General features: G+C 63.7%; 20 protein-coding genes. 12 read left to right on the forward strand and 8 right to left on the reverse strand.

Annotation, left to right across the window (positions count from 1 at the left end; all coding sequences use genetic code 11):
* Positions 1 to 42: 42 nt before the first annotated feature.
* The 10 genes from J7I12_RS06575 to clpB all read left to right on the forward strand — a co-directional run bounded on the left by J7I12_RS06575 (position 43) and on the right by clpB (position 11,322).
* Positions 43 to 1,047: a hypothetical protein gene (locus tag J7I12_RS06575; RefSeq protein ID WP_288907904.1), complete on the forward strand. Its 1,005-nt coding sequence runs from the start codon at positions 43 to 45 to the stop codon at positions 1,045 to 1,047.
* 189 nt (positions 1,048 to 1,236) lie between these two features.
* Complete coding sequence (locus J7I12_RS06580; protein WP_118229587.1) at positions 1,237 to 1,773, forward strand: RsbRD N-terminal domain-containing protein; 537 nt, start codon at positions 1,237 to 1,239, stop codon at positions 1,771 to 1,773.
* A gap of 278 nt (positions 1,774 to 2,051) precedes the next feature.
* Entirely contained in the window at positions 2,052 to 3,071 is a 1,020-nt protein-coding gene (gene dsrM, locus J7I12_RS06585; RefSeq protein WP_118229588.1) for a sulfate reduction electron transfer complex DsrMKJOP subunit DsrM, read from the forward strand.
* A gap of 12 nt (positions 3,072 to 3,083) precedes the next feature.
* A complete protein-coding gene (gene dsrK / locus J7I12_RS06590; protein ID WP_118229589.1) occupies positions 3,084 to 4,730 on the forward strand; it encodes a sulfate reduction electron transfer complex DsrMKJOP subunit DsrK in 1,647 nt (548 codons plus the stop codon).
* Entirely contained in the window at positions 4,731 to 5,111 is a 381-nt protein-coding gene (gene dsrJ / locus J7I12_RS06595; protein WP_118229590.1) for a sulfate reduction electron transfer complex DsrMKJOP subunit DsrJ, read from the forward strand.
* Positions 5,111 to 5,902, forward strand: coding sequence for a sulfate reduction electron transfer complex DsrMKJOP subunit DsrO (gene dsrO, locus J7I12_RS06600; protein ID WP_118229591.1), 792 nt, complete (start codon positions 5,111 to 5,113; stop codon positions 5,900 to 5,902). The genes dsrJ and dsrO overlap by 1 nt, the downstream gene beginning before the upstream one ends.
* A gap of 12 nt (positions 5,903 to 5,914) precedes the next feature.
* Positions 5,915 to 7,087, forward strand: coding sequence for a sulfate reduction electron transfer complex DsrMKJOP subunit DsrP (gene dsrP / locus J7I12_RS06605; RefSeq protein WP_118229592.1), 1,173 nt, complete (start codon positions 5,915 to 5,917; stop codon positions 7,085 to 7,087).
* Positions 7,088 to 7,349: 262 nt separating this feature from the next.
* Positions 7,350 to 8,300 carry a DnaJ C-terminal domain-containing protein gene (locus J7I12_RS06610; RefSeq protein ID WP_118229593.1) on the forward strand — a complete coding sequence of 317 codons (951 nt, stop codon included), beginning with the start codon at positions 7,350 to 7,352 and terminating at the stop codon, positions 8,298 to 8,300.
* Positions 8,301 to 8,322: 22 nt separating this feature from the next.
* Complete coding sequence (locus J7I12_RS06615) at positions 8,323 to 8,637, forward strand: chaperone modulator CbpM (RefSeq protein ID WP_118229594.1); 315 nt, start codon at positions 8,323 to 8,325, stop codon at positions 8,635 to 8,637.
* Between the two features lie 84 nt (positions 8,638 to 8,721).
* Complete coding sequence (gene clpB / locus J7I12_RS06620) at positions 8,722 to 11,322, forward strand: ATP-dependent chaperone ClpB (RefSeq protein WP_118229595.1); 2,601 nt, start codon at positions 8,722 to 8,724, stop codon at positions 11,320 to 11,322.
* Between the two features lie 481 nt (positions 11,323 to 11,803).
* Here clpB and J7I12_RS06625 read toward each other — a convergent pair whose 3' ends face one another.
* The gene (locus tag J7I12_RS06625; RefSeq protein ID WP_118229596.1) at positions 11,804 to 12,190 is read right to left on the reverse strand and encodes a cytochrome c3 family protein; all 387 of its coding nucleotides are present in this window, start codon (positions 12,188 to 12,190) and stop codon (positions 11,804 to 11,806) included.
* Between the two features lie 323 nt (positions 12,191 to 12,513).
* On the opposite strand from J7I12_RS06625, the gene J7I12_RS06630 reads away from it, so the two are divergent.
* Positions 12,514 to 13,275, forward strand: a complete 762-nt coding sequence (locus J7I12_RS06630) for a DUF169 domain-containing protein (protein ID WP_270229163.1) — start codon at positions 12,514 to 12,516, stop codon at positions 13,273 to 13,275.
* A gap of 116 nt (positions 13,276 to 13,391) precedes the next feature.
* On the opposite strand, the gene cobJ is transcribed toward J7I12_RS06630, so the two are convergent.
* From cobJ to J7I12_RS06665, 7 genes are all read right to left on the reverse strand, one after another.
* Positions 13,392 to 14,183 (reverse strand): precorrin-3B C(17)-methyltransferase, encoded by a 792-nt coding sequence (gene cobJ, locus J7I12_RS06635; protein WP_288908410.1) that lies wholly within the window; start codon positions 14,181 to 14,183, stop codon positions 13,392 to 13,394.
* Entirely contained in the window at positions 14,180 to 15,463 is a 1,284-nt protein-coding gene (locus tag J7I12_RS06640; RefSeq protein WP_288908408.1) for a cobalamin biosynthesis protein, read from the reverse strand. The genes cobJ and J7I12_RS06640 overlap by 4 nt, the downstream gene beginning before the upstream one ends.
* Positions 15,464 to 15,512: 49 nt before the next feature.
* Positions 15,513 to 16,223: an ABC transporter ATP-binding protein gene (locus tag J7I12_RS06645; RefSeq protein WP_118229599.1), complete on the reverse strand. Its 711-nt coding sequence runs from the start codon at positions 16,221 to 16,223 to the stop codon at positions 15,513 to 15,515.
* A 2-nt stretch (positions 16,224 to 16,225) separates the two neighbouring features.
* Positions 16,226 to 16,996: an ABC transporter ATP-binding protein gene (locus tag J7I12_RS06650; protein ID WP_118229600.1), complete on the reverse strand. Its 771-nt coding sequence runs from the start codon at positions 16,994 to 16,996 to the stop codon at positions 16,226 to 16,228.
* Entirely contained in the window at positions 16,993 to 17,979 is a 987-nt protein-coding gene (locus J7I12_RS06655) for a branched-chain amino acid ABC transporter permease (RefSeq protein WP_118229601.1), read from the reverse strand. The genes J7I12_RS06650 and J7I12_RS06655 overlap by 4 nt, the downstream gene beginning before the upstream one ends.
* A complete protein-coding gene (locus tag J7I12_RS06660) occupies positions 17,976 to 18,881 on the reverse strand; it encodes a branched-chain amino acid ABC transporter permease (protein ID WP_118229602.1) in 906 nt (301 codons plus the stop codon). The genes J7I12_RS06655 and J7I12_RS06660 overlap by 4 nt, the downstream gene beginning before the upstream one ends.
* A gap of 144 nt (positions 18,882 to 19,025) precedes the next feature.
* Positions 19,026 to 20,147 carry a branched-chain amino acid ABC transporter substrate-binding protein gene (locus J7I12_RS06665; RefSeq protein WP_118229603.1) on the reverse strand — a complete coding sequence of 374 codons (1,122 nt, stop codon included), beginning with the start codon at positions 20,145 to 20,147 and terminating at the stop codon, positions 19,026 to 19,028.
* A 459-nt stretch (positions 20,148 to 20,606) separates the two neighbouring features.
* On the opposite strand from J7I12_RS06665, the gene J7I12_RS06670 reads away from it, so the two are divergent.
* On the forward strand, positions 20,607 to 22,811 hold the full coding sequence (locus J7I12_RS06670) for an amylo-alpha-1,6-glucosidase (protein WP_288908405.1): 2,205 nt from the start codon (positions 20,607 to 20,609) through the stop codon (positions 22,809 to 22,811).
* The last annotated feature ends 9 nt before the right edge of the window (positions 22,812 to 22,820 follow it).

Below are 22,820 nucleotides of genomic sequence, written 5' to 3' on the forward strand. Positions count from 1 at the left end.
CCCGGCGCGTCCGCAGTCCACATTTCCAGCCACAGGTAGGTCATGAACCGCCCCCACGAAATTCTCATTGGTCCCTTGTGTCTTGCCCTGCTGGCCACGGCCTTCAGCACCTGGAGCGCTCTGGGCAACGAAGTCAGCATCTGCGTTACGGCGGGCTGTTCCTTGTATCAGGACAGCGCCATCGCCGGCATCCCTCTGTGGTGGCTGGGCGCAGGCGTCTTCGCCGCCTTGGCGGGGCTGGCCTTGCTGGGGCAGGCCGCAGCCGGTCGCGCCCTGGCCGGGCTCGCCCTGCTGGGCGATGTGTTTCTGCTCGCCCTCATGGCCTTCACCGCCCCCTGCGTAAGCTGTCTGGTAGCCGCCGTATTTTTTGCCTTGCTCTACCTGGGTTTCAGGCAGGCAACGGCGACGCGCAACCGCGCTTCACGGCCGGGGCGCTCGGTGCTGCTGGCGGTCTGGCTGGTGCTGTTTATCGTCAACGTAGGCGCAGTGGCCCGCAGTCTGGCGCAGGTCTGGCCCCTGACCGACAACGGCGAGGAAGCCACGGTCCACATGTTCTTTTCTCCGTCCTGCCCCAGCTGCCGCGAGGGCATCCGCGTCCTTTCCGGCCATGTGGACGTAGCCTTCTACCCCGTGGCGGAAAACGAGGCTGACGTATACAAGACGGCCCGCATGATGGAGCTCCTGGACCAGGGCCAAAGCATGGCGCAGGCCCTGGAAGGCGCGCAGCAAGCCCAGCCGCCCACGGGGCTGGCGGCCTGGTGGCCCGACCACTTCTGGCTGCGCTTCCGTCTGTTGCGCAACAAGGCGCACATTTTTCTTTCCGGCGGCCAGGCTGTGCCTTTCTTTGAATACCACGGCCTGCCCAGCATGCTGACCCGGCAGGGAGGGAACGCGGCACGAAATCAGGGGCAAAGCCCGCCCTTGTCGTCCGCCGCGCCGCAAGGCCAGAACGGCTTTGTCCCCACAACGGACCCGGCCCTGCCCGCAGAGCTGGCCCCGACCCCCCAGATAGCGGGGCAGTGCTCCGGGCCTGTGCCTTGCCCGTAGCCCTGCGTCACATTGAAACGGCTTCAGGGACGGGGGAGCAGCGCACTGCCCCGGCCACGACAACGCTGGGGGAGGCACACGTTTTCTCCACCGCCCCAGACTTGTGCCAAACACGACAAGGGGCTTGACGCACTTTGCGCTTCCCATTTATATGAGAGAGCCTTGGCCGCAAGGCTCTGAAGGGGTGGCATGAAAGCAATCGACGTTTTTCGTCAGCATAAGGATGCCGTGACGGCTTTGTGGACGGAGACCGTGTTCAACACCTATCCGTTTGAAACGACAGGGTTTCTGCGTACCAAGCACGACCCCTTCGGCAACCCTGTGGCCCACATGACCAAGGAGGCCGCCGCAGCCCTTTACGACGCCGTTACCGGCGAACATGTAGCTGTGGAGCAGGTCCGCAAGGCGCTGGACCGCTTCATCAAGCTGCGGGCTGTGCAAAAATTCACGCCAAGCCAGGGTTTGGGGGTCTTCAGCGCGCTGAAGCCCATCCTGCGCGCGCAGGTCATGCCCGCCCTGCAGGCGGAAGGCCTTTTGGCGGAATATCTGGAGACCGAATCGCGCGTGGATACCCTGACCCTCCTGGCCTTTGATATGTATATGGAAGACCGGGAGATTCTGGCGCAATCGCGCATTACGGAAATACGCAACCAGTACGCCCAGTTGGCGCGCTGGGCGCAAAAGCTGGAGAGCGGCTCGCCGGACGGCCCGGCGAACGCGCGCTGACCCCCCCTGCGCAGTGCAACCCTGATCTGCGTTGCGGCCGCATAGGCGGCGCATGCCCAAGCGGCGCGGCTGCGGCCGAAATCCGCGTTTTCCGGCTGCGCAAACCTTTGGGTGTTTCAAGGGGCTGCCCGCACCAGGGAAAGGCCTGCCGCGCCCGGGGCACGACAGGACGGCGCGGGATTCGGCAGGCAGTGAGAGGCCGCTCCGGGCCTGCTGCTCAAAAAGCGCCGGAAGCTCTTTTCCGGCGCCAAAATGCTCTAGTGGAAGTGAGGTAGGGAATGTTCAATTCATTACTGCTGGTGCTGCTCATAGGAGCCGTCGCCTGGGCGGGGTCGGCCATCGGGCTGGCGGGCCTGTTCGGCGTGGCGCTGCCCTATGTGGCGGTGGTCGTGTTCATCGGCGGCATGGTCTGGCGCATGGTCTACTGGGCCAAATCGCCCGTGCCCTTCTGCATCCCCACCACGGGCGGGCAGGAGCAGTCGCTGGACTTCATCAAACAAAACAAGATCGACTGTCCCAGCACCACCTGGGGCGTGGTCAAGCGCATGTTTTTTGAAGTCTTTCTTTTTCGGTCTTTGTTCCGCAACACCTATGCCGAAGTGCGCGAGTTTGACCCCGCCAACAAAGGCCCGCGCACCATCTACTATTCTTCCAAGTGGCTCTGGGCCTTCGCCCTGCTGTTCCATTACTGTTTTCTGCTCATTTTCATCCGGCATTTTCGCTTTTTTATGGACCCCGTGCCATCCTGTATCCGCTTTCTGGAGAGCATCGACGGCATCATGCAGGTGGGTTCGCCGCGCTTTTTCATGACCGGCGGCCTGGTGCTGGCGGCCCTGCTCTTCTTGCTGGCGCGCCGCGTGTTCAACGAACGGCTGCGCTACCTTTCGCTTTTCAACGACTACTTTCCCCTCTGGCTGCTCATGGGCATCGTGGGCACGGGCATCTGCCTGCGCTACTTTGATAAGACCGAGATCGCCCAGGTCAAGATTTTCATCATGGGCCTCACGCACTTTACGCCCGTGACCACTGCGGGCATCAATGCCCTGTTCTTTACCCACCTTACTCTGGTCTGCGTGCTGCTGATCTACTTCCCCTTCTCCAAGCTGGCGCACATGCCGGGCGTGTTTTTCAGCCCCACGCGCAACCTGGCCAACAATTCGCGCCGGGTGCGGCACATCAACCCCTGGAATCCGCCCAAGCAATTCTTCACCTACGCCGAGTACGAGGATACCTATCGCGACGCCATGGCCGAGGCCGGGCTGCCGCTGGAAAAGCAACCCGACAAGGCCGCCGAGTAAGGAGTCTTCATCATGGCCAAATTACCTACGCCGCAAATGCTTGTCGCCAGCCGTCCGGCCTTTCCGGACGCCCAATGGCTTGACGTCAAGCCCGAATTTACGCCGGGCAGTTACTGCTACCCGGCAAAAAAAGAGACTATGGAACTGCTGCACATGCCGCACCCCCACGACTGGGATCCGTCCGCCGAGGACTGGAACCTGCCCGAGGACTGGGAGCAGATTCTGTGCGACGCCTTTGCCGAACGCCTCGAAAAACACCGCTCGCTCAAACTCTTTATGGATATCTGCGTGCGCTGCGGGGCCTGTGCGGACAAGTGCCACTTTTTCCTCGGTACCAATGACCCCAAAAACATGCCCGTGCTGCGCGCGGAGCTTTTGCGCTCCCTTTACCGGCGCGACTACACCATGCTCGGCAAACTGCTGGGCAAGAAGGTGGGCGCGCGCGGCTGGGACAAAAGCGTAGTGAAAGAGCTTTTCTACTACGCCTACCAGTGTACGGAATGCCGCCGCTGCTCCCTGTTCTGCCCCTACGGCATCGACACGGCGGAAATCACCGCCATCGTGCGCGAACTGCTGCACGAAGTGGGCCTGGGCATTCACTGGATCATGGACCCGGTGAAAAACTGCAGTTTTACCGGCAACCACTTGGGCATTCAGCCCCACTCCTTTGTGGAAATCGTGGAAATGCTGGCCGACGACTGCGAAACCGTCTGCGGCATCCGGCCCAAGACTCCCTTCAACGAAAAGGGCCACGAAATCCTTTTCATTACGCCCTCCGGCGACGTTTTTGCCGACCCCGGCATCTACACCTTCATGGGCTACCTCATGCTCTTCCATGAGCTGGACCTGGACTACACCCTGTCCACCTATGCCTCTGAAGGCGGCAACTTCGGTTCTTTCACCACCTTCAACATGGCCAAAAAGCTCAACGCCAAGATGTACGCCGAGGCCGAGCGCCTGGGCTCCAAGTGGATTCTGGGCGGCGAGTGCGGCCATATGTGGCGCGTGATCAATCAGTATATGGACACCTACAACGGCCCGGCCCCCGCCAGCATGGAGGTGCCCGTTTCGCCCATTACCGGCACGGTGTTCAAAAACGCGGCTTCCACCAAGATGGTCCATATTGCCGAATTCACGGCCGACCTTATCCACCACAACAAGCTCAAGCTGGACCCCAGCCGCAACGACCACCTCATCACCACCTTCCACGATTCGTGCAACCCGGCCAGGGCCATGGGCCTGCTGGAAGAGCCCCGCTACGTGCTCAAGGCCGTGTGCAACAACTTTGTGGAAATGCCCGAAAACACCATCCGCGAGCAGACCTTCTGCTGCGGCGCGGGTTCGGGCCTGAACACCGAAGAAATTATGGAACTGCGCATGCGCTCCGGCATGCCGCGCGGCAACGCCCTGCGCTATGTGCAGCAGAAGTACGGCGTCAACCACATGGCCTGCGTGTGCGCCATTGACCGCGCCACCCTGCCCCCCCTGGCCAACTACTGGGCGCCCGGCGTCTCCGTAAGCGGCCTGCACGAGCTGGTGGCCAACGCCCTGATCATGAAGGGCGAGCACAAGCGCACCATGGACTTGCGCCAGGAAGACCTGCCCAATGTGGCGGAGGACGAGGACGACGCGCCTGAGACGCAGGGGGAGGGCCAATAAATGTACAACGCCAAAGCTGTCATTGTGGGGATCATCATCTTCGTGGTCCTGTTCACCTCCCCTTTCTGGGTCAGCATGCTGGGCAGCAAATATTCCAGCACCGGCATTGTGTTGCCCAAGAATGAAAAAGAGTGCATTGAAAGCACCGCCTTCATGCGCGACCAGCACATGCGCCTGCTCAACGAATGGCGCGACGAGGCCCTGCGCAAGGAAAACCGCGTTTATGTGGCAACCAACGGCAAAAAATGGACCATCAGCCTGCAGAACACCTGTTTAAAGTGCCACAACAACTACAAGGAATTCTGCGAAAAGTGCCACGTGGCCAACAGCGTTGATCCTTACTGCTGGACCTGCCACATCATTCCTCAGGGGAGCAAGTAATGAACAAGAGCAGAAGAAGCTTTCTGAAAGTGGCGGGGCTTTCTGCCTTTGCCCTGAGCAGCGGGGTGGCGGCTCTGGACGCTCTGGCCGGCAATGCTCTGGCCCAGGTGGCCCCCGGCCGCTATGAACGCGCCGACCACGCCCTGCACGCCAAACGCTGGGCCATGGTCATTGACACGCGGCAGTTTGCCGGCCCTCAGGACTATGAACCCCTGATCGAGGCCTGCCACAAGGCGCACAACGTGCCGCACATTCCCGACAATCAGGATATCAAGTGGTTCTGGCTCGATTCTTTTGAGCACACCTTCCCCGATGAAATGAACGCCCACCTGGACACCAAACGGGCTACCGCCAGCTATCCCTTGCTCTGCAACCATTGCAGCAATCCGCCTTGCGTGCGGGTCTGCCCCACCCAGGCCACCTACAAGATGGAAGACGGCATCGTGGCCATGGACTACCACCGCTGCATCGGCTGCCGCTTCTGCATGGCGGGCTGTCCCTTTGGCGCGCGCTCTTTCAACTTCAAAGACCCGCGCAAATTCCTGCCCGACCCGGTGCCCAACCCCGCCTTCCCCACCCGCATGATCGGCGTGGTGGAAAAGTGCACCTTCTGCGCTGAGCGCCTGGCCGTGGGCCAGATGCCCGCCTGCGTGGAAGCCGCCAAGGGCAAAATCCTGTTCGGCGACCTGGAAGACCCCAATTCGTCGGTGCGTCAGGCCCTGGCCAACAACTACAGTATCCGCCGCAAGCCCAACCTGGGCACGCAGCCCGGCGTCTACTACCTTATCTAGGGGGAACAGGCCATGCTTGAAAAATTGCTCGACGGTCCCAAGACCTACTACGTGTGGCTGCTCTTTCTGCTCTGCGTCATCGCGGGCTGCGGCCTTGTCTACCTTGATCAGCTTAAAAACGGCCTCTCCGTCACGGGCATGAGCCGCGACGTTTCGTGGGGCCTCTACATCTCGCAGTTCACCTACTTTGTGGGCGTGGCGGCCTCGGCCGTCATGCTGGTGCTGCCCGCCTACTTCCACCACTACAAGAAATTCAAGCGCATGATCATCTTCGGCGAGTTCATGGCCGTGGCCGCCGTGTGCATGTGCGCCCTTTTCATCGTGGTGGACCTGGGCCAGCCCCAGCGCATGCTTAACGTCATGATCCACCCCACGCCCAACTCCGTCATGTTCTACGACATGCTGGTGCTCATCGGCTACCTGCTGCTGAACATCACCATCGGCTGGGTGACCCTGGAGGCCGAGCGCCATGAGATTGATCCGCCCAAGTGGATCAAGCCCCTCATCTACCTCTCCATCCTCTGGGCCTTCTCCATCCATACGGTCACGGCCTTCCTCTACGCGGGCATCCCCGGCCGCCACTACTGGCTCACGGCCATTATGGCCGCGCGCTTCCTTTCCTCGGCCTTCTGCTCCGGCCCCGCCATCCTGCTGCTGCTCATGCTGGTGCTGCGCAAGCTCACCGGCTTCGAGCCCGGCAAAGAGGCCACCAAAACCCTGGCCACCATCATCGTCTACGCCATGTGCGTCAACGTGTTCTTCTACCTGCTGGAGCTTTTCACCTCCTTCTACAGCGGCATTCCCGGCCACGCCGAGCCCATCCGCTACCTCTTCTCCGGCCATGACGGGCACCTGCCCTGGGTGAGCTACTGGATGTGGGCCGCGGTCATTATGGCCTTCGGCTGCCTGGTCATCCTCATCCCGCCGCAGTGGCGCACCCACCCCACCCTCATGCCCATCGCCCTGATCATGCTGGTGCTGGCGTCCTGGATCGACAAGGGCCTGGGTCTGCTGGTGGGCGGCTTCACCCCCAACATGTTTGAAGCCGTCACCCCCTACATGCCCACGGCCAAAGAAATCGCCGTGGCTCTGGGCGTCTACGCCATCGGCGCCCTGGTCCTTTCCCTACTCTGGAAAGTGGCTCTGGGCATTAAACGCGAAACAGGCCACTTCTGCGGCGACTAACACCGCCGTCTCGCTACAATAAAAAAATACTTTTGCGGGGGAAGGACGTTGCAACAAACGCCCTTCCCCCGCAAAAACGTTTATGCTCCCGGAATTTTGCGTCAGCTGCACCCTTCCCGCTTTTCCCCTTTTCCGCTTTCGCCCGCTTGCCGCGCTTTTCCCCTTGACGCCACCGGCCGCGGCCTTACTCTTTTCCCAGACGCGCCGTTCCGGGTCTACACACCGGGGCGGCCTTGTCAGACCCGTACGGGGGAGCGCAAGCATGGCAGTATCGTACAAGGATTATTACAAACTTCTGGGCGTAGAGCGGGGATCCAAGGCCGAGGACATTTCCCGGGCCTACAAAAAGCTGGCCCGCAAATACCACCCGGACCTCAACCCCGGCGACAAGCAGGCCGAAGAAAAATTTAAGGAAATCAACGAAGCCTACGAAGTGCTGAAAGATCCGGAAAAACGGAAGCTCTACGACCAGCTGGGCCCCAACTGGCAGCACGGGCAGCAGTTTCAGGGCGAACCGGGCTTTGAAAACGTGCACTTTACCTTCAACGGCAAAAACTTTGACGGTTCGGGCTTTTCGGACTTTTTTGAGACCCTCTTCGGCGGCGGCGCGCGCAGCCAGTTTGGCGGAGGACGCCAGGCAGGCGGCTTCGGCCCGGACCCCTTTGGCGGCTTTTCCGCGCGGCAACGCCGGGGCCGCGACGTGGAGGCCGAGTTGCCCCTGAGCCTGGAGGAGGTCATGCGCGGCGGGCCGCGCACGGTCACCCTGCAGATGGCCCAGGGCCCCAAGACCCTGGAGGTCAACGTGCCTGCGGGCATCCGCGAAGGGGCCAAGCTGCGCCTGGCCGGCCAGGGCGACCCCGCCCCCGGCGGCACGCCCGGCGACCTTTTTTTACGGGTGCGCTATCTGCCCCACAACACCTTCAAGGTGGACGGCACAACCCTGCAGTGCGATGTGGCCCTAGCCCCGTGGGAAGCGGCCCTGGGCGCGCGCGTGCAGGTGCCTACCCTGGAAGGCGCGGTGGAAATGCAGATTCCCGCAGGCTCCAGTTCCGGGCGCAAGTTCCGTCTGCGCGGCAAGGGCCTCGGCGCGGCCGGCCAACGGGGCGACCTGCTGGCCAGAGTCATGATCAAGGCCCCAACTGCCCTGAGCGACGCGGAGCGCGAACTCTGGCAAAAGCTGGCGGAGACTTCGACCTTCAAGGCGCGGGCCTGACGGCCGGGTGGAGGGTAACATCATGAGCATGACGCCAAAAAAGCCGTCCTGGCCTGTCCCTTCTGCGGTCATGGCCTGGGAAGAATTTGTAGAGGCCACCGGCATCGCGCCGGAACGCCTGGAAGAACTGCTCAGCCTGGGCTGGATTGAAACGCGCACCAGCGCCGCCCGGCAGTACTTTTTCCGCGATGCGGACATTTACCGCGTGCGCAAGCTGGAGCGCATCTGCTGCGATTTTGAACTGCCCGTGCTGGGCGGTACTATTATTGTGGACCTGCTGGAGCGCATCGACGCTCTGGAACGCAGCGTGCGCAGCCTGCAGAAGTTTGAGGAATAACAGGGAGGCGGCTCCGGCCCCTGCGTAAAAAAGCCGGAAGACCACGGCGCCCCCTTGGGGGCGTACAGCGTGTGGAGGAATGTTATGGACATCAACAAGTTTACCGACAAAGCCCGCGAGGCCGTCAGCGAAGCACAGACCCTTGCCGCCGGCATGGGCCATCAGGAAACTGACGCCGAACACCTGGCCCTGGCCTTGGTGCGGCAGGAAAACGGCATCGTGCCCCGCATTCTGGAGCAGATGGGCGTGCAGCCCAAGGCCCTGGCCGTGGGCCTGGAAGGCGCGCTGCGCAAGCGGCCCGCGGTTTCCGGCGGCGGCATGGACCCCACCAAGATCATGATCACCCAGCGCCTGGCCAAGGTGCTGGGCGACGCCCAGAATGAAGCCAAACGCATGAAGGACGAATACGTCAGCGTGGACCACCTTTTTGCCGCGCTTACCGACGTTGCCCCTGCTTCGCCTCTGGGCGAGGTTTTTAAGGAATACAAGCTCACCCGTGCCGCCTTTGTGGCCGCCATGGAAGAACTGCGCGGCGGCGCGCGCGTGACCAGCGCCAACCCCGAAGACACCTTCGAAGCCCTTTCCAAATACGCCCGCGACCTGGTGGAGGCCGCGCGCCAGGGCAAGATGGACCCCGTCATCGGCCGTGACGCCGAAATCCGCCGGGTGGTGCGCATCCTCTCCCGCCGCACCAAAAACAACCCTGTGCTCATCGGCGAGGCCGGTGTGGGCAAGACCGCCATTGTGGAGGGTCTGGCCTTCCGCATCGTCAAGGGCGACGTGCCCGAAGGCCTCAAGGGCCACAAGCTCTTTGCCCTGGATATGGGTTCGCTCATCGCCGGGGCCAAGTACCGCGGCGAATTTGAAGAGCGCCTCAAGGCCGTGCTCAACGAAGTGGAAAAAAGCGAAGGCCAGATCATCCTCTTTATTGATGAGCTGCACACCATTGTGGGCGCGGGCAAAACCGAAGGCGCCATGGACGCGGGCAACCTGCTCAAGCCCATGCTGGCCCGCGGCGAGCTGCACTGCATCGGCGCCACCACTGTGGACGAGTACCGCAAGTACATCGAAAAAGACCCGGCCCTGGAGCGCCGCTTCCAGCCCGTCATGGTGGACGAACCCACGGTGGAAGACGCCATCTCCATCCTGCGCGGTCTCAAAGAGCGCTTTGAAGTCCACCACGGCGTGCGCATCAGCGACTCGGCCATCGTGGAAGCCGTGGTGCTCTCCCACCGATACATCACGGACCGCCAGCTGCCGGACAAGGCCATTGACCTTATTGACGAGGCCGCTGCCCTCATCCGCACCGAAATCGACTCCCTGCCTGCCGAACTGGACGAGGTGAACCGCAAGGTCATGCAGCTCGAAATCGAGCGCGAAGCCCTGCGCCGCGAAACCGACGCCGCCTCCCAGGACCGCCTGCAACGCCTGGAAAACGAACTGGCCGACCTGCGTACCCAGCAAGCCGCCATGCGCAAACAGTGGGAGAGCGAAAAAGGCTCCATCAACACCGTGCGCGAAATCAAAGGCGAAATCGAACAGACCAAGCTGGCCATCGAACAGGCCGAACGCGCCTACGACCTCAACAAGGCCGCAGAGCTCAAATACTCCAAGCTCCTTGAGCTGCAAAAAAAGCTGGCCGAAGCCTCCAAGGCCGGCAGCTCTGAAGGCCAGCGCCTCTTGCGGGAAGAAGTGGGCCCCGACGACGTGGCCGAAATCGTGGCCAAGTGGACGGGTATCCCGGTCACGCGTCTGCTGGAATCCGAACGCGAAAAACTCCTCAAACTGGCCGATCAGCTCCACGAGCGCGTGGTGGGCCAGGACGAGGCCGTGACCGCCGTGGCCGACGCCGTGCTGCGCGCCCGCGCCGGACTCTCCGATCCAGACCGGCCCACCGGCTCCTTCATCTTCCTCGGCCCCACCGGCGTGGGCAAGACCGAGCTTTCCAAAGCCCTGGCCGAAGCCCTGTTCGACACCGAAGACAATATGGTGCGTCTGGACATGAGCGAATACATGGAAAAATTCTCCGTGTCCCGCCTCATCGGCGCGCCCCCAGGATACGTGGGCTATGACGAAGGCGGCCAGCTTACTGAAGCCGTGCGCCGTAAGCCCTACTCCGTGGTGCTTTTTGACGAAATCGAAAAGGCCCACCCGGACGTGTTCAACACGCTGCTGCAGCTGCTGGACGACGGCCGCCTCACGGACAGCCAGGGCCGCACCGTGGACTTCCGCAACTGCATCATCATCATGACCTCCAACATCGGCTCCACCCACCTGCTGGACGGCATCTCTCCGGACGGAGCTCTCAAGGAAGGCGCACGCGAACAGGTCATGGAAGAACTGCGGGCCCACTTCCGGCCGGAATTCCTCAACCGCGTGGACGAAACCGTAGTCTTTCTGCCCCTGCGCCGCGACCAGATCGCCCGCATTGTGGACCTGCAGATGCAGCGCCTGCGCCAACGCCTGGAAGAACGCAAAATCAAACTGGACCTCACGGACGCCGCCCGCACCTTTATGGCCGACGCGGGCTACGACCCCGTCTACGGCGCGCGGCCCCTCAAACGCTACGTCCAGCAGGCGGTGGAAACGCCCCTGGCCCGCGAACTGGTCAGCGGCAAAATCCGCGACGGCCAGCACGTTACCGTGGACGTGCAGAACGACGCCCTGGTCTTCAACGCCAAATAAGGACTAAGGGGAGTTCTTTGTGGGGGGAAGGGAACCTTTTTGCAAAAAAGTTTCTTCCCCCCACGCCCCCCCATCCTTCAAAAAACTTTCCTCCCCTCACAGGGACCGCGCGGGCGGACCCTGACCGCCGCACCAACCTGGCGAAGGGCTGTCTTGTCGCCGGATTCTGCCCGCCACTGCTTCAAAAACGTCGCGCATTTCTTTACTGCCGCCCCACCGGCAGCCGGAGAAAGGGGATGTTATTCCCCGACAAAAAAGAGGCTGATGCGGAAGGGGGAAAGTACGCCTTGGTACAGACCCGGTCCACAACAGCCTCTTAACGCAGTCAGGGAGGCAAAAGCCGCCCGCGCTGCGGGCTAGAGCAGTTAGCGAATGAAATGAGCTAACTGCTCTGCAAGGATTTTCTTGAAAATCCTTGCCACGAAGTGCGAGAAGGCAGGCTTTTGCCTGCCGTAAGCGAGCATTTCAAGTGTTAAATGCTCTACGGATGGCACTTGGACTTAGCGCAGCCCGTAAGATCCTTCTTAAGTTCGGGCTTTTCAGCCACGACCTTGGAGTGGCAACCCAGGCAGGTCATGTGCTTGAGTTCCGTGCGGGTGTGCACCACGGCGTAGAGGCTCTTTTCGCCCTTTTTAGCCTTCAGGTCGTCGTGGCAACCGGCGGAGCCGCACTTGGCGAAGCTCTCTTTGCCGTTTACCAGATGGTGACAGGTGACGCACTCCACCTTGGCGTGGGGGGCATGGGGGAACATGACAGTCTTTTGTGCGCCCTTGAACTCCAGCGGCTTGTCCGGAGCAGTGGGGGCGGCCAGCGCGGGCAGAGCCAGCGCCAGCACGAGGCTACAGGCCAGAACCAAAGTTTTTTTCACGGCGGACCTCCTTGTAAAATGCGGAAAATGGGAATTGTCCAGACCATACGGTCCTCTTGTCCCTCTGTCAATGTGGACCGGCTGCAGGGGATAGCCCTTGCGTGCACCTTTTTGCCGAAAAGGAAACAACTGGCTACAATAGCTTGTATTTTCAATTTTAATGAGTACGCCGTATTCTTAAAAAGAGTGACATATTTGACGCCCCCCTTGCAAGGGTCTATATCCTGCCGTATCATTACGCCCTATAGGCAGAAAGTTCACCCCAACATACTTGACTGAAAGGGAGGAATATGAACATCTTCGCACGACTTCAAGAGGTTTTGATGCGTGAATTGCGGCTGATGCATTATCCCATAGCCGTAAAGTACTTTTTTGATAAAAAAGAATTGGAAGACTTCAAGCGCGATCAGCCCCACTATGCGCCCGTAAAGGCCCTGACTTTCTGCCAGGCCGAAGTAGGCGCGCGCATGGAGGGCCTTACCGTGCTGCTGGAGCAGGATAAGCTGGGCTGTTCCAATGCCAAGTTCGTCTTCGGCTGGAAAGGCCTGGACGAAGGGGAAATAAAGAGCCACGCCAAGTACTGCGCGGACGAGGCCCATGCCCGCAGCGTACTGGAGGCCAAACCCCGTCTCAAGGAAAATGCCCTGCTGGCCGTGGCTGTGTCGCCGCTGGCTCTGGCCTCCGGCATGCCGGACGTGGTGCACTTTTACTGCGATTCCATGCAGGCCTACCACCTGGTGGACGACTGGATGGCATCGCAACGACGGGCGCGCTTCCAGCCTTCCATGAGCGTAAATTCCGCCGCCTGTTCCGGCAACGTTTACAGCTTCAACACCCAGGAGGCCAACCTCTACCTGGCCTGCAGCGGCAGCTACAATTCCGGCAAGACCGAACGGGGCGAAATCAACGTTTCCATTCCCGGTTCGCAGTTGGAAGGCGTGGTACAGCGCCTGGAAGACCGCATCAAGGCCAAGGGCGGGGCCGCTATCACCCGTCTGGGCAATCCCTTCCCAGGCGCGGCCATCTGTAAGAACTGCCCGCTCATCATCTTCAAAAAGGAGACGAGCGGGGCGGCGCAGGCCTGACCTTCACGGGGCTGCGTTAGCCCACCCCAAAAGGCCGACGCAGCCGCACGCACAGGTGGGGGCTGTGTCCGGTCTGGAGTCTTATTTCAGCTTCCGGGGTGCGGCCTCTGCCCGCCTTATGCGCCCCGCATCGGCGGTCTGGCGTCCGGCAAGGGCCGCCTTTTGCGCTCGTAGCCGCGCGGGGTGAGCATGTACGGGCCCAGGGCGCGGCTTGTGGCGTTGCCGATGATGCACAGGCTGAGCATGTCCACCTGCTCCGGGTCCACCGTATCCAGACGCAGCACGGCCGCGCTCTGTCCGGGGCGAAAGGCCTGGCGCACCACGCCCACGGGGCAGTGCGGCTCCCGATAGTTGCGCGCCAGGTCCAGGGCCGCAGCCAACTGCCCCTGCCGTCCGCGGGAACGCGGGTTGTAGAGCACGCAGACAAAATCCGCGGCCAAAGCCGCCTCCAGCCGGCGCACAATGGTTTCCCAGGGCGTAAGCAGATCGCTCAGGCTGATGCAGGCAAAGTCGTGCATCAGCGGTGCGCCCAACAGGGCCGCCGCCGCGCACACCGCGGGCACGCCCGGCACCACGGCAAAGGGCACCACACCCACCAGACCGCGCGCCTCCAGGGTTTCCAGGGCCAGACCGGCCAGGGCGTAAATGCCTGGGTCGCCGGAGCAGACCAGGGCCGTGGGCTCTCCGGCCAAGGCCGCGTCCACGGCGGCGGCGCAGCGCTCGGCCTCCTGGCGCATACCCGTACTGATGCGGGTTTTGCCTTCCAGCAGTTCCGACGGCACCAAATCCATATAGAGATGGTATCCGGCCACGCAACGGGCTTCGTGCAGCACCTGCCGGGCCTGGGGCGTGAGGCATTGGACGTCGCCGGGGCCAAGGCCCACCACATGCAAGGTCGCGGGATTCATTTTTTTTCCTCCATGCCTACGACGGCCGCGCAGGGCGGACACAGGGCTACGGCCAAGGTCAGGGCCGCGCAAAATATGGTCTTGGGCGTGAGCAGGCGCGCCTGCCCTCCGACAGCTTCAGCCGCCAGCAGGGCCGCCCCTTCGCACACACTGAAGGGCGGCAGGCCAAAGCGCCGCCCCGCCGCCGCCGAAGGGTGCGGCACAGGGCAGTGGGCCAGATCTGCGGCGTCAAAACCGCGCAGGGGCACGCGCAGCAGGGCGGCCAGTTGTTGCAGGGCCGGTTCCTCCAGTTTTTCCCGCACGGTGGCCAGACCGGCCACGGCAGACAGCTCCAGCCCCTGCCGGGCGCAAAGGGAGCACAGGGCGTCTGCCGCCGACAGATCGGGAATACCCTTGCGGCAGCCCAAACCCACATATAGGCGCGGCACAGCCACCCGCAGCCTGCCGAACGCGGGGGGCAGCCGCCGATAGTGCGCGGCCAGCAGCAAGCCGCCTTCCGGCTGCCGGGGCGGCGCGACGTGCTCCGCCTGGGGGTCTGCCGCCGCCAGCCGGTCCGTTTGCGTGTCCACACGCTCCAGCCAGGGTCGGGACGGCACAGCACCGCAGGGATCCCAAAGCCGCACGGTCCGGCCTTCCAACAAGGCCGCCTGCAACCGGGGCAGCAGGGGCCAGTCTGCCAGGCGCAGGCCCGCATCCCGCAACAGCAGGTCCAGGGCTTCGGGCGGGCGGCCCGCCGTGCTGTCCTGTTCCGGCCCTGCCCCGCCCGTTGCTGTCCCTTGCTCCGCCGCGTCCGAAGCGGTGGTGATGACCGGCACGGCCCCCAGCAGAGCCGCCAGACGCCGGGCCAGGGCATTGCCGCCGCCCCAGTGGCCGGAAAGCAGGCTCACCACATGGCGGCCTGCCGGGTCCAGGACCAGCACGGGCGGGTCCACGCTTTTATGCGCCAGCAGGGGGGACAGGGCGCGCACGGCAATGCCCGCCGCACCCACAAAGATGTGCGCGTCAAAGCGGCGGTAGGTGTCGGCCAGCAGGGCGCTCAGGCTGTCAAAAGGGCTGGCGTCCGCCGGACAAAAGCGGCTGGGGGCATAAAGACGACAAAGAGCTTTATCAGAACCGAATGGAGAGGGAATGACGGCGTCAGCAGGTGTAACGGATGCCGCCGCAGGGCCGGATACAGCAGCAGGGGCGGGCCGGGGCGCGTTCGTGAGCGCCGCCGCCACCCGCCGGGCCAAGGCCAGGCCCCCGGAGCTGCAGACATAACAGGCCATGACGGCGGACATAGGCATCTCCAGGCAGTGCATCACGCCGCTGGGGAAAAAGGGGTTTCCCCTACCCTCCCAGATAGGCTTCGCGCACGGCGGGGTCGGCCAGCAGGTTGGCGGCGCTGTCTTCGCGCACCACCTTGCCTACTTCCAGCACATAACCGCGGGTGGCCAGGCGCAGGGCGGCGCGGGCGTTTTGCTCCACCAGCAGCACGGTAACGCCGCGTTTATTGATGGCCCGCACGGTTTCAAAGATGGAGCGCACCAGCAGGGGGGCCAGGCCCAAAGAGGGTTCGTCCAGCAGGAGCAGGCGCGGCTGGGCCATGAGGGCGCGACCGATGGCCAGCATCTGCTGTTCGCCGCCGGAGAGGGTGCCGGCCAGCTGGTCCTTGCGCTCCAGCAGGCGGGGGAAGAGGTCAAATATCCACTCCAGGGTCTTTTCGCTGCGGGCTTTGTCGCGCACGCAGAAAGCGCCCAGGCGCAGGTTTTCCAGCACGCTCATGACGCCAAAGACGCGGCGGCCTTCGGGGGACTGGGCAATGCCCAGGTCCACCACCTTGTGGCTGGGCAGGCGCAGGAGGTTTTGGCCCTCAAAAAGGATTTCGCCGGCAAAAGGGCGCACCAGACCGCTGATGGAAAGCAGGGTGGTGCTTTTGCCCGCGCCGTTGGCGCCCAGGATGGTGACGATTTCGCCTTCTTCCACGCGCAGGTTAACGCCGTGCAGCACTTCCACACTGCCGTAGCGTACCCGCACGTCGGCCAGTTGCAACAGGGCCATGCTTACCACTCTCCGTCGTCCGCGCCCAGATAGGCTTCAATGACCGCGGGATCCTGCCGCACGGTCTGGGGGCTGCCCTGGGCGATCATGGCGCCGTGTTCCAGCACCACCAGTTTTTCGCAGATCTGCATGACCAGGCGCATGTCGTGTTCGATGAGCAGCACAGTGATGCCCCGGTCGCGGATGGCGCGGATGGTTTCCACCAGGGCGGCGGTTTCCTGGTCGTTCATGCCGCCGGCGGGTTCGTCCAGAATGATCAGGCGCGGGTCCGAGGCCAGGGCGCGGGCGATCTCCAGCAGGCGCTGATTGCCATAAGAAAGCCCCCCGGCGGCCTCGGCGTAGTGGTCGGCCAGGCCCACAAAGCGCAGCTCCTCCATGCAGCGGTCCACGGCGGCGCGTTCTTCGCGGCGCTGGGCCGCGGTGTGCAGCATACAGGAGAGCAGCCCGGCGCGCATGCGGCAATGCCGTCCGGCCAGGACGTTTTCCAGGGCGGGCAGTTTGCCGAACAGCCGGATAGTCTGAAAGGTGCGGGCAATGCCCAGCTCCACCACCTTGTGGGGACGCAGCCCGGCGATGGACGCGCCGTCGAAAAAGACGCGACCCTGTTCCGGCGTGTAGTTGCCGGTAATGCAGTTGAAGACCGTGGTCTTGCCCGCGCCGTTGGGGCCGATGAGGCCCACGATGCTGTCGGCCTCCACGGTGAAGGTCAGATCGTTGACGGCCACCAGCCCGCCGAAGACCTTGGTCACCTGCTGCAAATGCAAGAGGCTCATACGGGCCTCCCGGCAGGGGCGACGGACGGTTCAGCGGGGCCGTCCGGGGGCGGCGTCACGCGGTAGCGCCGGGGCCGGGGGGGCAGCAGGCCCTGGGGCCGCCAGACCATCATGACCATCATGGCCAGACCAAAGATGAGCATGCGCGCGTTGGAAAATTCGCGCAGCAGTTCGGGCAGGCCGATGAAGAGAAAAGCGCTGATGAGCACGCCGATCTGGCTGCCGCCGGAAAGGATGACCACGGCAAAGATGATGACAGATTCCATAAAGTTGAAGGATTCCGGCGCAATGGTGGTCATTTTGGCGGCATAGAGCGTGCCGGCCATGCCGGCCCAGAAGGCCCCCAGCACAAAGGCGGCCAGCTTGTAGTGGGTGACGTTGACGCCGCAGCCTTCGGCGGCCACGTCGTCCTCCTTGATGTAGTTGAGGGCACGTCCGAAGCGGGAGTGCCACAGGCCGTAAAAGAGCAGCAGGCTCACGCCCACCATGCCCCAGACCAAATAATAGAAGTGCAGACTTTTGACGATTTTGAAGCCGAAAAAACGCGGCCGGGCAATGCCGAAAATGCCGTTGGAGCCGCCGGTGAGACCGAAAATATCGTTGATGAGCGCAATGCGCACTATCTCCACAATGCCTATGGTCACAATAAGCAGGTAGTCGCCCCGCAGATGAATGATGGGACGGGCCACCACCAGGGCCACCACAGCGGCGGCCGCGCCCGCCAGGGGCATGACCCAGAGCACGGGCCAATGGTAGACGGTATTGAGAATGGCCGTCGCATAGGCCCCCACGGCAAAGAACGCCGCGTGCCCCATGTGGAAGATGCCGGCCTGCCCCAGAATGACGTTGAGGGAAAGGGCCAGCAGGGCGTAGAGGCCGATGCTCACGCAGACGTCCAGCCAGTAGGCGTTGCAGACCAGGGGCAGAGCGCAGAGCAGGACGGCCGACAGAATATACAGCCAGGGAGAACGGCGCGCGCTCATAGCTTTTCCGCCGTGCGTTCGCCCAAAAGCCCCGTGGGCCGGACAATGAGAATGAGGATCAGCACCACAAAGGCTATGGCGTCCTTCCAGGCAATGGCAATGTAGCCCGCGGCCAGGGCTTCCACCACGCCCAGCAGCAGGCCGCCCAGCATGGCGCCGGGAATGTTGCCGATGCCGCCCAGGATAGCGGCGGTAAAAGCCTTGAGCCCATAGGACCAACCCATGGTAAAATCGATCTGCCCGTAGTAGATGCCCACCATGAGGCCCGCCGCGCCGCCCAGGCCGGGGCCGATAAGAAAGACCAAGGAGATGACCCTGTCCACGTTGATGCCCATGAGCTGCGCCGCGCCGGGGTCAATGGCCACGGCGCGGATGGCCGCGCCCGTGCGGGTGCGCTGGATAAAGGCCGAAAGACCCAGCATGAGCAGCACGCAGGCGGCGATGACCAGGAGGCGCACGCCGGGCACGGCCAAGCCGAACAGGTGCACGGTGAAGTCCGGCCGCAGATAGTCCGGGTAGACGTAGAAGCGCGCCCCGTAGATGAGCATGATGGCGTTCTGGAAAAAGATGGACGCGCCCAGGGCCGAAACCACAGCGGAGAGCCGCCCGGCGTTGCGCAGGGGCCGGTAGGCCGTGCGCTCCAGCAGGTAGCCCACCAGGGCCACCAGCAGCGCCACCATCAGAAAAACCAGCCCTACGGCCAGAAAGGGCGGCAAAAGCCCGGCCAGGTTGCAGCTCACCAGCAAGGTCAGGCCCAGGTAGGCCCCCACGGTAAAAAGGTCGCCGTGGGCAAAGTTGATGAGCTTGAGCACGCCGTAGACCATGGTGTAGCCCAGGGCCACCAGCGCGTAGATGCCCCCCACGGCCAGGCCGTTCAAAAGCTGTTGTAAGAATTGTTCCATGTTTTTTGGGTGCGCCCGGCCGCACGGCGGACCGCCAGCGGGGCACGGGAAGGCGGCGTAGGGCCGGGGCCCGCGCTGGCAAGGCGAGGCCCCGGTGTACCGGGGCCTCGCACAACCGCGCCGACAGCGGACAGCCGCCGGTGGCTATTTGGGTTGCAGCACAAAGCGGCCTTTGTCGTCCACCTTGTACACACGGTAAAACTCGCCCACCCTGTCGCCCTTGGCGTTAAAGCCCAGCGCGCCGGAAAGGGCCGGCATGCCCTTGAGCTGCTTGAGCCATGCGGCCATGGCTTCCGGCTTGTCCTGGCCGGCATCCAGCGCACCCACAATGGCCCTGAAGGCGTCGCCCGCCAGCACGGCCCAGACGGACACGGGCACCGCGTGGTAGCGGGCCTTGAAGGCATCCAGAAAGGCCTTGGCTTCGGGCGTGTCCATATCCTGCGGCAGGGGCGGGCTCACAAAAAAGTAGCCTTCGGCGGCTTCGTTGCCGGCGATTTTGACCAAATCCTGATGGTTGGCGGCGTCGCCGCCCATCATGGGCACGTTCCAGCCCATTTCCCTCTTTTGCCGCAGCAGCATGCCCGTTTCAGGGTAGTAGCCGGTAAAGAAAATCAGGTCGGGTTTAGCCGCCTTGAGTTTGGTGAGGATGGCCGTGTAGTCGCGCTCTCCGGGGGTAAGAGCGTCGTAAAAGACCACCTTCACGCCCAGCTTGTCCAGCTGAGCCTTGGTTTCCTGGGCCAGGCCCTTGGCGTAGGAGGAATTGTCGTGCAGCAGGGCCACAGCCTTGTAGCCGCCCTTGATAATGGTCGTGGCGGCGGCATGTCCCTGAGCGTCGTCACGCGGGCAGGTGCGGAAAAAAAGCGGCAGGCCCTTTTCCGTCAGGCGCACGCTGGTGGAGCCCGTGCCGATCTGCACCAGACCCGCCTCGTCCAGAATGCTCTGACTGGCTTCGGTCACGGCCGAACCGTAGGTGCCGATAACCGCAACCACGCCGGAGGAGGCCAGCTTCTGCGCGGCCAGGGCGGCGGTGCGCGGGTCGCCCGCATCGTCTTCCACCACCAGCTCGATTTTGCGGCCCTTGACGCCGCCTTTGGCATTAACCTCGTCGGCCAGCAGGCTGACGATGTTTTTCATGTCCTGGCCTTCGGAGGCCCACTTGCCCGTAAGCGGACACATGAGCCCGATCTTGACGTCCGCCGCCAGCGCCACGGCCGGCAGCAGCAGGGTCAGGGCCAACGCCCCGAGCCAACGGCCACATCCTTTCATGTAACACCCCCGTCAGGTATGCGTGTTGCGAACAGACCCCCACCCTAACCCAAAACGGCAAAAAGCAAAAGCCCCTGCGGTCCGCGGCCTTTTTGCACCGCTTTTCCGCTTTTCCGTAGGGGGTAAACCTCGACAAGTAAAGAAAACTGCCGTAGAATACAAGTGAAAACAAGGGGAATTCTCACTGCGGACACGCTATCTGACGTCGGCAGTTTTTCCCCTCCCTCTCCGCCGTGCCGATTCCGGGCACGTCACGGCAGACACGCAGCCCGGTTATGACGCCGCGTTTCGCTGCGCCTCTTTCCCGCCTTACCGCAGCCACGCGGCCCGCCGCCAGAGCGGTCGCCAGCCTTCCTTCCGCTTCGGAGTGCCCCCCCGCGGGACGCCCCTGCGGTTGGTCGCGGCGACCGCCCCACCCTGGCGGCCGCCGGGCGCGCAAGCCCCGGCAAGGAGCGCCCCATGCGGTTCAGTTTCGACAAGGCCGCCTGCCAGAACACCCGACGGGCTCTGCGCAAGGAATGGCTGCTCACCAACGGCCGGGGCGATTACGCCGCCGGCAGCATTCTGGGCTGCAATACCCGCAAGTACCACGGCCTGCTGGTGGTCAATACCGCGCACGGCCGCCATGTGCTGCTCTCCGCCCTGGAGGAATCCGTGCTGGGCGGCGGCAAAGAGTTTTTCTTCTCCACCCGCCAGCACCCCGGCCAGCTCTATCCCCACGGGCACGAGTATCAGGAGGCCTTCCGCCTGGACCAATGGCCCCAGTGGACCTACCGCGTGGGCGAAGTGCGTCTGGACCGGGAGCTTTTTCTCATCCGGGGCGCAAGCCGTCTGGTGTTGCGCTACAGCCTGCGCGGTCCGGCGGATTTGCCGCCCCTGCGTCTGCGCCTGCGGCCCCTGCTGGCCTGCCGCTCCATGCACGCCCTCACCAGAGCCAACCCCCAGGCGCGCTTTGCCGCCGTCCTTCTGCCGGGGGGCTTCAGCGTCCAGCCCTACGCCAGCCTGCCGCCGCTCTATTTTCAGGTTCAGGGGGCGTCCGCCCAAGGGCAAAGCAACGCGGACGGCCAGGGCGCCGGGGCAGGGTTCACCCCCTGGCCCGACTGGTACCGCGAGGTGGAATATTTTCAGGAGGCGGAACGCGGCTTCCCAGCCAGCGAAGATCTTCTCACGCCGGGATTTCTGGAAATTTCCCTGCCGGATCCGGCCGCCGGGGCCCAGGTCTACCTTTCGGTAGGCATTGCCCCCCACACGGACGATCTGGCCGCGCTCTGGACGACGGAAAGCCGCGCCCGCACCCTGGCCCACCGCGCAGGCGGCGGCCTGGCCGGGCACCTGACCCAGGCCGGACGGCAATTCTGCACCACCACGCCCCAGGGCGCGTCTGAGGTCGTGGCCGGCTATCCCTGGTTTGAAGCCTGGGGCAGGGATACCTGCATCAGCCTGCCGGGCCTGACCTTTGAAGCCGGCCGCACGGACTTCGGCCTGGCCGTGCTGACCCGGCTGGGCAAAAGCCTGCACCACGGCCTCTTGCCCAACATGTTCGCCGCCGACGGCAACCACGCTTACAACGCCGTGGACGCGGCCCTGTGGTATGGTTTTGCCGTGCAGAGCCTCTGCCGTACGGCCGGCGAGGCGGGCTTTGCCTGGGTGCGCGAAAACGCCTGGCCCGCCCTGCTGGCGATTATTGAGGGCTACCGCAAAGGCCCCGGTCAGGGCATTTATGTGGATGCCCAGGGCCTGCTGCACGCGGGCGACGCCCACACCCAGCTCACCTGGATGGACGCGCAGGTCAACGGCCGCCCGGTAACGCCGCGCCACGGCTTTCCCGTGGAGGTCAACGCCCTGTGGTACAATCTGCTGGCCTTTGCGGACTCCTTGGCCCGGCGCTTTCATGCATCGGAACCGGCCGGGGATGCACTGCTGCGCGACATGCGCCAGACCTTTTTGCAGCGCTTCTGGACGCCGGAAGGCGGCGGGCACCTGGGCGACGTCTGGCGCGGGGAAGGAGGCGAGAATGCCCCCGGCTGCGGCCCCGGCTGCGGCTCCGGCTGCGGACTGGACGCCAGCGTGCGCCCCAACCAGATCTTTGCCGTTTCCCTGCCCTATCCCATCCTGGCGGAAGACTTTCAGGCCCAAGTGGTGGAGTGCGTGCGCAACAAGCTGCTCACGCCCTACGGACTGCGCACCCTGGCCCCGGACGCTGCGGCTTACTGCGGGCGCTATGCGGGCGGCCCGGCGGAACGCGACGGGGCCTACCACCAGGGCACGGTCTGGCCCTGGCTGCTGGGGCATTACGGCGATGCCTTGCTGCGCACGGCCTGGGATGTGGAAGGCGCGGTGCAGGGTCTTTTGGAAACGCTCACCCCCCTCTACTGCGATCACCTTACCGACGCCGGTCTGGGCAGCATTTCAGAAGTTTTTGACGGTTCCCCGCCCTACGCGCCCAACGGCTGCATAGCCCAGGCCTGGAGCGTGGCCGAATGCCTGCGCCTGCTTTTGCGGCTGCGCGCGGCGGCCCCGGACGTGGTGGATCAGTGGGAACGCCGGGCGGCGCACCGCCTGGCCCACCCCACATCGGGCGATACGGCGGGCGTCTGCCGTGTGGTTATGAACCTGAGCGCGGCCCACGGCGGCACAGACGCCGCCCCGCGCTCGGCCCTGTGAGGACGTTGC

The organism is Desulfovibrio diazotrophicus (genome assembly GCF_902498985.2).
GTDB lineage: Bacteria > Desulfobacterota > Desulfovibrionia > Desulfovibrionales > Desulfovibrionaceae > Desulfovibrio > Desulfovibrio legallii.

Bases quoted from the DNA above. Each gene is read 5' to 3' on its own strand.
- J7I12_RS06610 (WP_118229593.1), top strand. From the start codon at position 7,350: ATGGCAGTATCGTACAAGGATTATTACAAACTTCTGGGCGTAGAGCGG.
- dsrM (WP_118229588.1), top strand. From the start codon at position 2,052: ATGTTCAATTCATTACTGCTGGTGCTGCTCATAGGAGCCGTCGCCTGG.
- J7I12_RS06575 (WP_288907904.1), top strand. From the start codon at position 43: ATGAACCGCCCCCACGAAATTCTCATTGGTCCCTTGTGTCTTGCCCTG.
- J7I12_RS06650 (WP_118229600.1), bottom strand. From the start codon at position 16,996: ATGAGCCTCTTGCATTTGCAGCAGGTGACCAAGGTCTTCGGCGGGCTG.
- cobJ (WP_288908410.1), bottom strand. From the start codon at position 14,183: ATGAATCCCGCGACCTTGCATGTGGTGGGCCTTGGCCCCGGCGACGTC.
- J7I12_RS06640 (WP_288908408.1), bottom strand. From the start codon at position 15,463: ATGTCCGCCGTCATGGCCTGTTATGTCTGCAGCTCCGGGGGCCTGGCC.
- J7I12_RS06655 (WP_118229601.1), bottom strand. From the start codon at position 17,979: ATGAGCGCGCGCCGTTCTCCCTGGCTGTATATTCTGTCGGCCGTCCTG.
- J7I12_RS06665 (WP_118229603.1), bottom strand. From the start codon at position 20,147: ATGAAAGGATGTGGCCGTTGGCTCGGGGCGTTGGCCCTGACCCTGCTG.
- dsrO (WP_118229591.1), top strand. From the start codon at position 5,111: ATGAACAAGAGCAGAAGAAGCTTTCTGAAAGTGGCGGGGCTTTCTGCC.
- dsrJ (WP_118229590.1), top strand. From the start codon at position 4,731: ATGTACAACGCCAAAGCTGTCATTGTGGGGATCATCATCTTCGTGGTC.
- J7I12_RS06660 (WP_118229602.1), bottom strand. From the start codon at position 18,881: ATGGAACAATTCTTACAACAGCTTTTGAACGGCCTGGCCGTGGGGGGC.
- J7I12_RS06645 (WP_118229599.1), bottom strand. From the start codon at position 16,223: ATGGCCCTGTTGCAACTGGCCGACGTGCGGGTACGCTACGGCAGTGTG.
- J7I12_RS06630 (WP_270229163.1), top strand. From the start codon at position 12,514: ATGCGTGAATTGCGGCTGATGCATTATCCCATAGCCGTAAAGTACTTT.
- J7I12_RS06670 (WP_288908405.1), top strand. From the start codon at position 20,607: ATGCGGTTCAGTTTCGACAAGGCCGCCTGCCAGAACACCCGACGGGCT.
- dsrK (WP_118229589.1), top strand. From the start codon at position 3,084: ATGGCCAAATTACCTACGCCGCAAATGCTTGTCGCCAGCCGTCCGGCC.
- J7I12_RS06615 (WP_118229594.1), top strand. From the start codon at position 8,323: ATGAGCATGACGCCAAAAAAGCCGTCCTGGCCTGTCCCTTCTGCGGTC.
- J7I12_RS06580 (WP_118229587.1), top strand. From the start codon at position 1,237: ATGAAAGCAATCGACGTTTTTCGTCAGCATAAGGATGCCGTGACGGCT.
- clpB (WP_118229595.1), top strand. From the start codon at position 8,722: ATGGACATCAACAAGTTTACCGACAAAGCCCGCGAGGCCGTCAGCGAA.
- dsrP (WP_118229592.1), top strand. From the start codon at position 5,915: ATGCTTGAAAAATTGCTCGACGGTCCCAAGACCTACTACGTGTGGCTG.